This window comes from Sphingobium sp. KKT206 (assembly GCF_055640555.1).
In genome coordinates, this window is sequence record NZ_CM145764.1 from 2,421,538 (window position 1) to 2,434,962 (window position 13,425).

Sequence of the window (13,425 nt, forward strand, 5' to 3'; positions counted from 1 at the left end):
CAGAGCGCCTCTATCCCCCCGGCGGGGGACCGCGTCTGGGTGATGCCGCCGTCCCGCCTGAGAGGGACTGCATTGCGCGCGGTATCGGCATAGGCAACTGACTGGGACGCGGGGACCGGCAGGGCAACCATGCCGCCGGCCGACAGACTGTTCCCGATTGCAAGGACAGGATATTGCCGAAGATCGTTGAAAGCGCGGAGGCGGCCTTAGACGACCTCCTTTTTGATGGAATGACCATTGTCGCCGGTGGATTTGGCCTTTGCGGCATTCCAGAAAAGCTGATCCTCGGCACGCGCGATTCAGGCGTGCGCGACCTGACAGTTATCTCGAACAATGCCGGTGTCGATGATTTCGGGCTCGGCCTTCTTCTCCAGACCCGACAAATCAGGAAAATGATCAGTTCCTATGTCGGCGAGAACAAGGAATTCGCGCGCCAGTATCTTGCCGGAGAGCTCGAACTGGAATTCAATCCCCAAGGGACGTTGGCTGAACGGATACGAGCTGGAGGTGCCGGCATACCCGCCTTCTTCACCAAGACGGGCGTGGGGACGCTGGTCGCAGAGGGCAAGGAGGAGCGGGTTTTCAACGGCGAGCGATTCATTATGGAAATGGGGCTGTTTGCAGACTTGGCGCTGGTCAAGGCGTGGAAAGCGGATACCAAGGGAAATCTGATCTTTCGGAAAACGGCTCGCAATTTCAATCCGATTGCCGCGACCGCCGCCAAGGTCACGCTGGTCGAGGTGGAAGAATTGGTGGCGGCCGGGGAGATCGACCCGGACCATGTGCATACACCCGGAATCTATGTCGACCGAATCCTGGTGGGAACCGATTATATAAAACCGATCGAGCAACGCACGATCCGGACGGAGAGCGTTTGATGGCCTGGACTCGCGACGATATCGCTGCCCGCGCGGCGCGCGAACTGACCGATGGCGACTATGTCAATCTGGGTATCGGGGTGCCTACCCTCGTACCCAACTATCTTTCAGAAGGGATCGAGGTGACGTTTCAGTCCGAGAACGGCATGCTCGGCGTCGGACCGTTCCCTCTTGAAAGCGAGGTCGATGCCGATCTGATCAATGCGGGCAAGCAAACGGTCACCGCCCTCCCCGGCGCATCGTTCGTCAATTCGGCCGAAAGCTTCGCCATGATCCGCGGCGGCCATGTCGACTTGTCCATCCTGGGCGCTCTCGAGGTCGCGCAAAATGGCGATCTCGCGAATTGGACGATCCCTGGAAAAATGGTCAAAGGCATGGGCGGGGCAATGGATCTTGTCGCCGGGGTCGCGCGCATCATCGTCCTGATGGACCATGTCTCGAAAGGCGGCGAGCCCAAGTTCCGCACCGTATGCAGCCTCCCGCTAACCGGAGCGGACGTGGTCGACATGATCATAACGGATCTGGCCGTATTCGAGCGACAGACGCGCGGATCATCCTCCTTCCGTTTGACGGAATTGGCACCAGGCGTCTCCCCCGACGAAATCAGATCCAAGACCGAGGCTAGTTTCATCTTCGACTAGGGAGTCCCTCCATTGGAGGGGAGCCCGCGCTATCCTGAATCCCTCCCGTCTATTGACGCCCAGGCAAGCATCTGGGGGGTCAGGCGCCTTCCTCATAGCGTGGGGTATGGGACAAGGACGGTAGTCGGCACGTCATCCCGCCATCGACGGTAATTGACTGGCCGGTGACATAGCTGCCGCCATCCGACGCCAGATATAGAGCAGCCGCTGCAAGATCTTCGGGCTGACTATAACGACCCAGCACCGACGCGATGTCCAGATAGGCCTGTCCCTCGGCTGATTGCGCCGGGGAAAACCAGTCGCGTGTGATGCCGGTCACCGTGTTCGCCGGATTTATGCAGTTTGCCGTAATGCCGTCCGGCCCGAGTTCGATCGCAAATCCCTTCATCAATCCCGATACGGCGTGCTTGGATGCCACATAGGCGCCTTGGAGGCGCAGGCCATATTCGGCGCAGACCGAGGCCGTGGTGATGATGCGGCCATATCGGCTAGATCGCAGCAGGGGTACGCAGGCGCGCGTCAAATGAAAGACCGCATCGACATTCACAGCGAATACTCGGTTCCAGTTGGCGTCCGTCGTTTCATGCAGCATCGCCAGATCACCGGGAATGCCGGCATTATTGACGAGGATATCAAGTCCGCCCAGCACCTCCTGCGCCTTGGCCACCAGGATTTCGGCGGCTTCGTCCAACGCAATATCCTGCACGATCGGTGTGATGGCACAATGGCCCGCGAAGGCGCTAGTCAGTTTCTCGGCCGAAAGATCGACCGCCAGAACCTGGGCGCCTTCTCGTGCGAATATCTCGGCAATGGCCCGGCCAATGCCATCAGCGGCGCCTGTCACCAATGCGCGGCGTCCCTGGAGTTGTGGCATCGTCTATCCTTTCCCGATTATGCGGTGATGATCGGCGATCAGTTGAAGTACATGCCGCCATCGACGTTTAGCGTCTGGGCCGTGATGAACGCGCTCTGGTCAGTGCAGAGGTAGAGAATTGCGTCGGCGCAATCTTCCGGGCGACACAAGCGCCCAAGCGGGGTCTCGGCAAGAAGCGACGCTTCCACGGTCGGCGCGCCTGCGGCCCGGTCTTGCCCATAGGCGACCTTGACCGCATCCCACATAGGTGTTTCGACCGCTCCGGGCGCGATGGCATTGACGCGTATGCTGTGGATCGCCAGCTCTTGGGCCATGCCCTGTGTCATGCTGATCACGCCCGCCTTGCTCGCTGAATAGGCCAGCGAGCCGATCGAAGGCCTGCGGCCGGCAGCTGACGCGACATTGACGATTGCGCCGCCGCGGCCGGCCTTGATCATATATCGTGCCGCAGTCTGGCTGACAAAAAACAGGCCTTTGAGATTGATCGACAGGACGCGATCATACTCGGCCTCGGTGATAGCCATGATCGGCTGCATGGAATAGACGCCAGCGCAGTTGATGAGGATATCCAGTCTGCCATGGTCCTTCCAGACCGTGTCCAGTGCGACCTGTATGCTCGACAAGCTGGTGACGTCGCATGCCAGCGGTGACATCCGATCGGGCAGTGCCGCGCAGGTCTGCGCACAAGCCTCAATTGCCCTGTCTACTGCAAATATTGTCGCGCCCGCCTTCGCAAGGTCCCGTGCCGTGTGTCGGCCTATCCCGCTGGCCGCGCCGGTGATGATCGCGATTTTGCCAGAAAGGTCGGGGATCGGCTTGCTTCGATTCTCTTGCAGCGCCTCATCCATCATCGCGGCCCCATGCGGATCGCGCCATCGAGGCGGATAACTTCACCGTTCAACATCGGATTTGTAATGATTGCCTGCACGAGCTTGGCATATTCTTCGGGCTGGCCCAGCCGACTGGGATGCGGCACCTGTTGCCCCAGGCTATCCTGGGCAGCCTGCGGCAGCCCTTTCATCATAGGGGTCATGAATATGCCCGGCGCGATCGTCATGACCCTTATCTTTTCCCGCGCGAGGTCACGAGCAACCGGCAGCGTCAGACCGACCACGCCGCTCTTAGACGCCCCATAGGCAGCCTGGCCCATCTGTCCGTCATAAGCTGCAACCGATGCCGTGTTGACGATGACGCCCCGCTCTTCCCCGACCGGCTCGACTGGAATCAGTCTTGCAGCAAACTGGCTCAACACGTTGAAGGTCCCGACGAGGTTGATTTCGACCGCGCGTCGGAAGTCGACAAGCTTGTGCGCCACCCCATCCCGGCCAACGGTCTTGATGGCTGGCGCGATGCCCGCGCAATTGACGAGAATGCGCGCCACGCCAAAGGATGCCTCCGCTTCGATCAGCGCAGCTTCGATACCGTCTGCGTCCGTCACGTCGGCCTCGACGAAGCGCCCACCTATAGCCTGGGCATGGGCTTCCCCGGCTGCACGATCGCGGTCCAGAATCGTCACATTGGCGCCCGCAGCGGAGAGCATCGCCGCCGTCGCGGCACCCAGCCCCGAAGCTGCCCCTGTGACGACGGCCGCCAAACCTTCAATCTCCACGGATAATCTCCTCTTCCTGGCACGAATTATTTTGCGTTGTTGTGGGATCAGGTCGACACGAAATCTGGAGGGCGCTTACCAAGGAACGCGGCAACGCCCTCACGGCCTTCCAATCCTTCCGCCTGCATACGCACGCTTGAAGCCTCCATGCCCATCTGGGCTTCAGGCGTATTGGCACCGGCAGCAAGCAACAGGCGACGCGTCGCCGCAAAGGCGCCCACGGGCCCCTTCGCTAGCGCTTCCGCTACATCCTGCGCGTCGCGGGCAAGATCGCCGCCGACCACAGAACGTGTGACCAAACCCAACTCGACTGCCTCGGCACTGGTCAATCGTCGGTTGGTGAGTGCAAGCTCCTGCGTCTTGCGCAATCCGATCAGGCGCGGCAGCAGCCAGCTCGACCCACCATCGGGTGAAAATCCAATCCCCGCATAGGCCATCGAGAAATGCGCGGTTTCCGACGCCAGCACGATATCGCCGACGGCGGCAAGACCAAGGCCCCCGCCGGCGACCGGCCCGTTGACGGCCACGACGAGGGGTTTGTCCATCTGCAATAATATGCTGATCGCGGCGTGCAGCGGTGCCGTGATCCGATCCAGCAGCGAACCAACGTCTTCGCCGGCCTGCCCGATAGCGCGCACGTCGCCACCCACGCAGAAGAACCGTCCTTCCGCTGCCAGCAGGACGGACCGCGTCTCTCGATCCCCTGCGGCTTCCTGCACTCTGGCAAGAAGGCTCTCGGCCATCTCGACGCCCAATGCGTTGCCCGTCTCCGGACTGGAAAGGGTCACCAGCGCAACCCCGTTGAGGCGCTCCATCCGCACGTGCGGCGCGCCATCGCGGCCGTTCATGCGTCAGGCCGCCAAGGTCGCTGCAACGGTGCGTCCGGCAATGAGGTCCGCTGCCTTCTCACCGATCATTATGGCCGTGGCATTTGTATTGGTGCTTGGCAGGGACGGCATGATCGATGCGTCAACGACGCGCAGTCCTTCCACGGATCGTACACGCAATTCGGGATCCACGACCGATCGGACATCGCTACCCATCCGGCAGGTGCCTACGGCATGATAGCCGAGCGCTGCCTTGGCGCGCACAAAGTCCGCCCATCCCTCATCAGTGGAGGGTATTGGATTTGGATTGCGGTCCGCAGTCACCAAACTACGCATCGCTGGCGTGTGGTAGAGTTTGTTGATCACCTTGCAGCCTTCGATCATCGTCGCGAGATCACGTTCGTCACCAAAAAGACGATGCACGACGCGCGGACGTTTATTGGCGTCCAGTAAGATCCGCCCCCGGCTCTTTGGATGACAGACCGACGCATACAAGGTTATGATCTGTTCCTTGGGCAGGCCGTCAGCCCCCCATGAGGTAGAGTTCGGATCGACGTCATAACCCAGCGGCATGAAATGGAACTGGATATCGGGCTCGTCCAGATCGGCGCTCGTCTTCACAAGTCCCATGGCCGGCACCGCAGGCGCGGAGAGGGGGCCGCTACGATTCCATGCGTAACGCGCCAGATATCCAAGGATGTCGATCGGCCGCATGCGACTGTTCATCGTCGGCTTGTTCACATATTTATTCTGTCCGACACCGGGATGTTCCTGGAGATTGGCGCCAACGTCGGGTGCATCGATTCGAACCGGAATGCCGTGCTCGTTAAGGACGGCTGCGGGACCAATTCCTGATCGCATCAACAAAGCAGGCGTACCCATCGTACCCGCTGACAAGATAACTTCTCGACGCGCTGTCGCCTTATGTATCTTGCCGCTCTTGCGATACGTCACCCCGACGGCACGCGCTCCATCGAAATCCACATGTTCGACATCTGCATCGACGATGATTTCAAGGTTAGCGCGTGATCGGGCCGGGCGCAGATAGGCTTTCTCGGTGCTACACCGCCAGCCGTCTCGCTGCGAGCCCTGGGTGAGGTAGACCCCCTCCATCTGCCCATCCTGATATTCGGCAAGAGTGGGAATTCCCATCTCGTTGCATGCCTTCAGGAAGTTATGGGTGAGCGGATGGAATCCTGGACGCATCGGCGCCACCGACAGCGGCCCATGCGAGCCATGCGCCTGGCTCGGCGCACCTGACCATGTCTCGGATTTCAGGAAATAGGGAAAGACCCCGGCAAAGCCCCAGCCCGTGGCTCCGGCCTCTTCCCAACGATCATAATCGCGCCGCGTCCCCCTGACATAGACCATCCCGTTGATCGAACTGCTACCACCAAGCGCCTTGCCGCCAGACCATGCGAAGGAGCGATTGTCGATCGTGGGATCGGGCTCCTGCGGATAGAGCCAGTCATATTTGGTGTTGCCGATCAGTTGGACGACCCCGGCAGGCACCTGCATCATCAACGACCTGCCTTGACCCCCGGCCTCGATCAAAAGCACCTTGGAGCGACCATCCTCGCTGAGCCTGTTGGCAAGTACGGCACCCGCGCTGCCTCCGCCAACGATGATATAATCTGCGGACTTTGCTTGCTCGCTCATGTCGGTCTCCCCGGAGAACCCGGTCAATTGGAGGGGTGGGCGCAACCGATCGGCACGCCAGTGATCGGTTTCAGCCGGCAGCAGGCTGGGTATCGGGCATGGACTGGCGCATTGCTGCAATCCGCTCCTCGCGCAGTTGTTGGCGCCGAACCTTGCCAGCGTCATCGCGCAACATGGTTGTCGCAAATTCGAAACTGCGCGGAAGTTTATAGGCCACCAGCCGCTCCCTTAGAAATGCGAGCAACTCGTCGGGCTCAACCAGGCCCTGCGCCTCTTGTGTCAGTTGAACGATGGCGTGGGTCGTCGCCCCAAAATCGAGGTCCGGCAACCCGATGACCACTGCGCCTTCCACGCCAGGGTGCGCCATCAACGCACCTTCGACTTCCGCCGGGAAAATGTTGGCACCGCCCGATACGATCATATCGGTACGGCGGTCGGCAATGTAGAGATATCCGTCCTCATCCATCCATCCGAAGTCGCCGAGCGTCTCGAACCCGTCCTCGGTGACCCGCGCGTCAGCTCCGATATAGCTGTAGGTCGAACCGCGGCCGCCCGCGGGAAGGGCAAAGATTTCGCCTACCTCGCCCCGCGGCAATTCGACGCCCGCCTCATCGACAATCTTGATCTTGTCCATATGGGCGCGGCCAACCGAACCACGATGTGTCAGCCATTCCTCACCGTTCAATATGGTCGTGACGATCCCTTCGGTCCCCCCGTACAGCTCCCAAATCTTTTCAGGGCCGATCCAGTCGATCCACTCCTGCTTGAGTTCGGCCGGCATAGGAGCCGCCCAATGCCAAACGGTTTCCAGCGACGATACGTCATATCTGGCGCGCACCTCTTGCGGCATGCGCGAAATCCGCATCATCATCGTGGGTACGAAACTGGTCCACTTGACGCCAAATTCCTGGATAAGGCGCAGCGCCTCTTCAGGGTCGAACCGGGTCATCCCTATGATCGAATGCCCCTCGAACAATGCCTGGATATTGGTTGTCACGGGCATGTTGTGGTAGACTGGGCCGGTCGCGAGAATGGGGCCCTGATCGGGGAAGCGCAACGGAGGCTTGCGTTCGCTATCGATTGTATTGGGACCAGGCGCGACGATGATCTTCGGTCGGCCAGTCGAACCGCCAGAGGACATCGCCTTCCAGCGCGGGGCGATCACCGGGATCAATGGAGTCCTATCGGGATGGTCGCGACCAAAATCGGCCGGTTGCGCGCCGAACGCTTCCCTGAGAGACCTGTCAGAAGCGATTACGATCTTTGGTTCAGCGACCGCTACGATAGCTTCGAGTTCCGCCAGGGGCAAACGGTAGGACACCACATGCGGCGTCGCGCCAATGGTCCACAGCGCAAACATGATTTCGTAGAAAGCCGAACCGTTCGGGAGCGCCAATGTGACGAGATCACCAGGTCCAACGCCAGCGTCGCGCAAAGCATGCGCACGCCGTGTCGCGCGATCCGCAAGGTCACCCCAGCTTATCACGTCCTCGCCGTGACGGATTGCCCACGCTTCGCGGCCATGAAGCGCCGCACCGCGCGCGGGTATTTCAGCCAGCGGAATTATGGCCATTGGGCAGCATCCTCTATCAATATTGTGCCGGTTATTTGGGTACCGGCTTGCCCTTCCAGGCCGCCTTGTCCCTCAAAGCGGCAGGCAATCCCGTAGGATCGATCGGCAGGCCGAAAACTTGTTCATTGTGGGCGTGACTGAGTTGATGCAGCGCAAAACTGGTGTTCATCGCATTTACACGGCCCTGCGCATCCTGGGCGGCATTGACCGCTTCTTTAAGCAGCTTCAGCGTGAAGGATGGCTTTTTGGCGATTTTGCATGCCATGGCTTCGGTAAAGCCTTGCAGAGCCTCGTTTGGCACCACATGGTTGACCATGCCTAACCGGTGGGCTTCATGCGCATCGATGAAATCGCTGGTGAACAGCATTTCCTTCGCCTTGCGGACGCCCAACTCCCAGGGGTGATGAAAAAACTCCGCCCCAGCCACGCCGATCTCTGCCGTATTGTCGGCAAATTCGGCGTCTTCGCCTGCAATAATGATGTCGCAGGGCCAGATCAGCATCAACCCGCCCGAAATCGCCTTGCCCTGGACCTGAGCGATCGTGACTTTGGGAATGTTACGCCAGCGCTCGGAGAGCCCCAGGAACATTTCCTTTTCGATCCCCATTCGCCCCTCTGCGCCATCGCAGCCAAACCCGCACCAGGTGCCGACGGGGTCCCACGGCGCCATTTCAGCGACGAAATCCGGCACGCGCAGGTCGTGCCCCGAAGAGAAATGCTTCCCCTGCGCTGCCAGAATGATGACCTTGACGCTATCGTCACGCGCCGCCTGGTTGAACGCGCTATTGAGCTCGTAGAGCATGGCCGCATTTTGAGCGTTGCGGCTTTCGGGACGATTGAGCACGATCCGCGTAACGCCCGGGAACGGGGTCTCGACGAATATCGTTTCGAACGCCTGCTGAACTATATCGCGCGTCAAAATGTGATCCTCACTTCAGCTGAGCAACTCGTCGATAATGCCCGGGATGCCTGGGCCCCTTCTCCCAGGCATCCCGAACGCTCGCTCAGGCCGCGTCGCGCTTGCGACCCGCACCTGCATCGGCCTGATCCTTGGGATAGAGCCGTTGCAGCTTGCTATAGGTTTCCTGGCCTTCATTGCTCTTGTCCCAGACCATCCAGCCCCGATCCATGTGGGACAGAGCCTGCAGCGCCATGCCGTAGCCGACGCCGACCTTGTCGTTGAACAACTGCTTCCAGCGATCGACAAAGCACTGGCGCGTATAGCGCAGGGCAAGGTCGTCATAGGTGGCCATCTGGTGCGCCAGTTCGAGTGCGCGCGGCATGAGGTCGGCAGGTTCGAGAACCTCGTTCACCACGCCCAAGCGCTGTGCCTCATACGCATCGATATGCTGGCCGGTCAGCAGGAAATATTTGCCGCGGTTCGTGCCGAGCAGTTCCTGCCAGAGGATGTGGACGCCATCGCCGGGTACTTCGCCGGCCGTGAAGTGGCCCTCGTCAGCGAAGACCGAGGTGGTCGTGGCAAGGTTGATATCGCCCAGCACCATCAATTCGCCGTGGATCAGCGCCGGGCCGTTGCACGCGCAGATCAGCGGAGCCTCGATTTCGAACAGGCGGCGGAACATCATTTTCTCGCCCCATGACGGAATGTCGAAATTGCTGGGTGTCTTGATCGGCACCCCCCATTCGCCATGACGGTCGATGAAGACATCTCCCGTACCGGTAAACACGACCACCCGGTTGCCGCGATCGCCGCCAATGTCGGTGAATGCAGGCGCCCATTCGGAGTGATGCTCTGAGCCGTAAAGCACCGGACCATCATTGCTGTGCCAGGTCACCACCAGGACGCCGTCTTCGGACCGTTCGAACTTGAGGGTCTTGTACTTATCGAAATATGCTGGACGTTCGCTCATCACATCTTCTCCATTGAATCTAAGTTTTCAAACTGAACCGTTTATGCGATCACCATGCCACCATCGACCGAGAGCGTCGCACCGGTGAGGTAGGAGGCGGCCTCGGAACAGGCCCATATCACTGCCGAAGCAATTTCATCCGGCCGACCGGCTCTACTCATGGGCACGGATGACTGGACGTAATCGTCGATACTGAAGAAGCCCTCGGCCGCTTTCTTGGCAAGCATTGGCGTTTCGATGACGCCAGGGCAGACGATATTAACCCGGATATTCTGTTTCGCATATTCAAGCGCCGTGACCTTGGTGAGACCGATCAAAGCATGTTTGCTCGCGACATAGGCGGGCAATTGGGGCGCGGCGCGAAGCGAAGACACAGACCCTGTGTTCATGATGGCGCCGCCCCCGGTCTTGAGCATGGCCTGAATCTCGTACTTCATGCACAGCCACACGCCTGTCACGTTGACGGCAAATATCTGGTCCCAGATTTCCCGGCTGCAATCCGCCGTCGCGCCGGTGTCAGGCGAGATGCCCGCATTATTATACGCAGCGTCCAAGCGCCCAAAGCGACTGACGGTTTCGGCAACCGAGGCCGCGACCGATGCTTCACATGTCACATCCGTCGGCAGGAAGATCGCCTCGCCGCCGGCCTCCAGGATCGCATCCAAGGTTTCGGCACCCGCGCGCTCATCGCGATCGAGGACGGCGACCTTCGCCCCCAAAGCCGCGAACTCCTGGGCCGTCGACTGGCCAATGCCGCTACCGGCACCGGTGATCAGGGCAACCCGGCCATTCCAATCCATTTTATTCACTGAGTTGCTCCAAACACCGATATCGGGCTTATGCGACCATCATTCGCGCATGTGGGTGGGCAAGCGATCCGCAGGGATCGGCGGGCGATAATCCTCGGCGACGCCTTCGGTGATGCAGACCCGCTGCAGTGTCCGCGTCTTGCCCGGCACCAGTCCGCCCCGTGCATGATGATAGGCCTGGTTCGCCCAGATCACGATGTCGCCATTGCGCCAGCGATGCTCGTAAATGTTGGAATCAGCGTAGAGATGCTCGTGCAACTCCCCGATCAGATCCTCGCTCTCAGCCTCGCTGAGGCCAATGATCAGCGCCGTGTTCTGCTGCGTGGCAAAAAGCACTTCCTGCCCGGTAATCGGGTCGAGGTGGATAAGGGAGTGTTCGGCCCTGGGCGCGTTCTCGGGATAGCCTTCGATGCGCTGGCGGCCCGTAAGGCCCTCTTCGCTGGCCGAAAACAGATTGAGCCCCTTGAGACCGCGCAGACGCTCCCGGGTCGCCGGGGCAAGCGCTTCGAGCGCAAGGCGCCCACTGGCAAAGCGAGTCCAGGTTTCTTCATAGGGAACCTCGATGCCATGGAGGGAAATGCCCAGGAGCGGCACTGGCGTGTACAGAAAATCGAGGTGGAACGACACTTCCGAGTCGCCCAACAGGCCGTCCTTGCGCGTGTTGGAGACATAGCCAACGGTCGTGAAATCTTCGAGGACCGGCCCGAGCTTGCCCATGACGGCCTTCTGCTGGTCCTGCGTCAATTCCTGTTCGCGGAAGACTAGATAGCCATATTCCTTGAACAGCCGAGCGACCTCATCATGGGTCTTCTCGTCTCGCAGATCGAGGTCTACCTCAACGCCAAATGGCTCGATCGTCTTAAGCTTCGCTGTTGATTCGACAGACATAAAATCCTCCTAAAGACCGGACATTTTCGCATCTGCGGGTGCCGGACGAGCCACGCAGGTCGATTTCATTCAGACCCGCTCAATACACATCGCGCTGGTACCGACCCTCGGCTTGCATGGTGCCAAGATAGGCTCCTGCCGAAGCGGCATCGAGGCCCATGCCCGTTTCGAGGACGCGTATTAGCGCGCGATCGACATCGGGCGCCATGTGCGCAGCATCGCCGCACACATAGATATGAGCGCCATCGCTGAGCCATCGGCAGAGATGTTCGGCCTGGGCGAGCAGGCGATCCTGCACGTAGATTTTGCGCGTGCCGTCTCTGGAAAATGCCGTGTCGAGGTGCGTCAGCGCCCCCGTAGCCAGGAATCCAGCAAACTCGGCTTCGTACAGAAAATCGGTGGATTGGTTGCGCTCGCCGAAAAACAGCCATGACCGCCCGCCAGCGCCCTGCGCACTGCGCTCTTGGAGGAAGCCGCGATAGGGCGCCACGCCTGTGCCTGCACCGATCATAATGATCGGCGTATCCGGCGCAGGCAGGCGAAAATGGGAATTGCCTTGCACATAGATCTGAAGCCGCGTGCCGATTGCCGTTCGCTCGCAAAGCTGGCCAGTCGCAACGCCGCGCCGGACTTCACCCCAAAGCGGATAGGACACCGGCGCGATCGTCAGATGAACCTGGCCCGGCGCTGCCTTCAGGCTCGAAGCGATCGAGTAAAGGCGCGGCTGGAGCGATCGCAGCATATCGACCAACGTCTGGGCACCCAAGGCGCAAGCCGGATATTCCCGCATGATGTCGACGATATGATATTGGCGCATGGCAGTGGCGCGGACACCAGGATCACTGGCTTGGGCCATTTCCAGAAGCGCTTGGCTTTGGGCCAATTCTGCCCATGATTCCAGAAAGCGTGGCGTTACCGAGGTGATGTCCAGGTAGAGATGCAGCGCCTCGCGCAGCGATATTTGCTCGCCCTTGAGGGTAACGAGCACATCTGGAGCGAAACCCCCGGCAGCAAGCACGGCAGTGACGACCCCTGGATCATTCTGGACAAAGACGCCCAACGCATCGCCCGGCTCATACGCCGTGGACCTGTCGGAAAAGGCCAGCGCAATATGGCGGGTCGCCTTGGTCGATCCCTCGCCGGTCAGGACCCGGTTCTCGACTACCGTCGCTTCAGTCAGGCGATATTTCTCGCTCCGGGCCGCCGCCGGCCCGCGCGGCGCATCATCGGTCGGCAGTATCAATGGCTGTTGCGAGACCGATCCAAGAACAGCGGTACGCCATGCCGCAGCCGGCTCTTCATAATCGATGTCGCAATCGACCCGTTCCAACAGGCGCCGCGCGCCCCGCTGTGCGAGCGCGTCGTCCAGCCTTTTCCCAGCAGCACAGAAATGCTCATAGGTAGCGTCGCCGAGCGCGAGAACCGCATAGCTGAGATGATCGAGGGGAGCGGCATCATCAGCGCAGATCGCAGCGAAATAACTCTCGGCAGCATAGGGCGCGTCTCCGTCGCCGGTGGTGCTGGCGACAAACAGCGCGACATCCACTGATGAAAGCTCAGCGACATCTGCGTCCGCCATGTCCAGCACCCGCGACGCCAGTCCTTGCTGCTCTACAGCGCGTCCAAGTGCCTTTGCCACGTCCTCGCTGGCACCGGTCTCCGTCGCAAACAATATCAGAACGGATTTCGCGACGGCAGGGCTGGCGCCCGCACCCGCGCTGCCAGGCCGCAATTCGCCGCCCTTCGACGCGCTGTCGCGCGAATCCTGCGTGGCGAGGGTAGCTTCGCTCAGCATC

Annotated in this window: 13 protein-coding genes; 2 read left to right on the forward strand and 11 right to left on the reverse strand. The window is 60.4% G+C overall.

Annotated elements, in window-relative coordinates; all coding sequences use genetic code 11:
- Positions 1-230 precede the first annotated feature (230 nt).
- Entirely contained in the window at positions 231-878 is a 648-nt protein-coding gene (locus ACZ2HM_RS11640; RefSeq protein WP_470426850.1) for a CoA transferase subunit A, read from the forward strand.
- On the forward strand, positions 878-1,519 hold the full coding sequence (locus tag ACZ2HM_RS11645) for a 3-oxoacid CoA-transferase subunit B (RefSeq protein WP_470425289.1): 642 nt from the start codon (positions 878-880) through the stop codon (positions 1,517-1,519). Before ACZ2HM_RS11640 ends, ACZ2HM_RS11645 begins: the two co-directional genes overlap by 1 nt.
- A 79-nt stretch (positions 1,520-1,598) precedes the next feature.
- Here ACZ2HM_RS11645 and ACZ2HM_RS11650 read toward each other — a convergent pair whose 3' ends face one another.
- The 11 genes from ACZ2HM_RS11650 to ACZ2HM_RS11700 all read right to left on the reverse strand — a co-directional run bounded on the left by ACZ2HM_RS11650 (position 1,599) and on the right by ACZ2HM_RS11700 (position 13,424).
- The gene (locus tag ACZ2HM_RS11650) at positions 1,599-2,393 is read right to left on the reverse strand and encodes an SDR family NAD(P)-dependent oxidoreductase (protein ID WP_371388768.1); all 795 of its coding nucleotides are present in this window, start codon (positions 2,391-2,393) and stop codon (positions 1,599-1,601) included.
- A 38-nt stretch (positions 2,394-2,431) separates the two neighbouring features.
- Entirely contained in the window at positions 2,432-3,241 is an 810-nt protein-coding gene (locus ACZ2HM_RS11655) for an SDR family NAD(P)-dependent oxidoreductase (protein ID WP_470425290.1), read from the reverse strand.
- The gene (locus ACZ2HM_RS11660) at positions 3,241-4,002 is read right to left on the reverse strand and encodes an SDR family NAD(P)-dependent oxidoreductase (RefSeq protein ID WP_470425291.1); all 762 of its coding nucleotides are present in this window, start codon (positions 4,000-4,002) and stop codon (positions 3,241-3,243) included. Before ACZ2HM_RS11660 ends, ACZ2HM_RS11655 begins: the two co-directional genes overlap by 1 nt.
- A 47-nt stretch (positions 4,003-4,049) precedes the next feature.
- Positions 4,050-4,850: an enoyl-CoA hydratase/isomerase family protein gene (locus ACZ2HM_RS11665; protein WP_470425292.1), complete on the reverse strand. Its 801-nt coding sequence runs from the start codon at positions 4,848-4,850 to the stop codon at positions 4,050-4,052.
- Positions 4,851-4,853: 3 nt separating this feature from the next.
- On the reverse strand, positions 4,854-6,488 hold the full coding sequence (locus ACZ2HM_RS11670) for a GMC family oxidoreductase (protein ID WP_470425293.1): 1,635 nt from the start codon (positions 6,486-6,488) through the stop codon (positions 4,854-4,856).
- Positions 6,489-6,558: 70 nt separating this feature from the next.
- On the reverse strand, positions 6,559-8,061 hold the full coding sequence (locus ACZ2HM_RS11675; protein ID WP_470425294.1) for an AMP-binding protein: 1,503 nt from the start codon (positions 8,059-8,061) through the stop codon (positions 6,559-6,561).
- A gap of 31 nt (positions 8,062-8,092) precedes the next feature.
- A complete protein-coding gene (locus ACZ2HM_RS11680) occupies positions 8,093-8,980 on the reverse strand; it encodes an enoyl-CoA hydratase (RefSeq protein WP_470425295.1) in 888 nt (295 codons plus the stop codon).
- Positions 8,981-9,065: 85 nt separating this feature from the next.
- Positions 9,066-9,932, reverse strand: coding sequence for an enoyl-CoA hydratase/isomerase family protein (locus ACZ2HM_RS11685; RefSeq protein ID WP_371388761.1), 867 nt, complete (start codon positions 9,930-9,932; stop codon positions 9,066-9,068).
- A 41-nt stretch (positions 9,933-9,973) separates the two neighbouring features.
- A complete protein-coding gene (locus tag ACZ2HM_RS11690; protein WP_371388785.1) occupies positions 9,974-10,732 on the reverse strand; it encodes a glucose 1-dehydrogenase in 759 nt (252 codons plus the stop codon).
- Positions 10,733-10,780: 48 nt separating this feature from the next.
- Positions 10,781-11,629 (reverse strand): TauD/TfdA dioxygenase family protein, encoded by an 849-nt coding sequence (locus ACZ2HM_RS11695; protein WP_371388760.1) that lies wholly within the window; start codon positions 11,627-11,629, stop codon positions 10,781-10,783.
- Positions 11,630-11,708: 79 nt separating this feature from the next.
- Positions 11,709-13,424 (reverse strand): diflavin oxidoreductase, encoded by a 1,716-nt coding sequence (locus ACZ2HM_RS11700; protein ID WP_470425296.1) that lies wholly within the window; start codon positions 13,422-13,424, stop codon positions 11,709-11,711.
- Position 13,425: the final 1 nt, after the last annotated feature.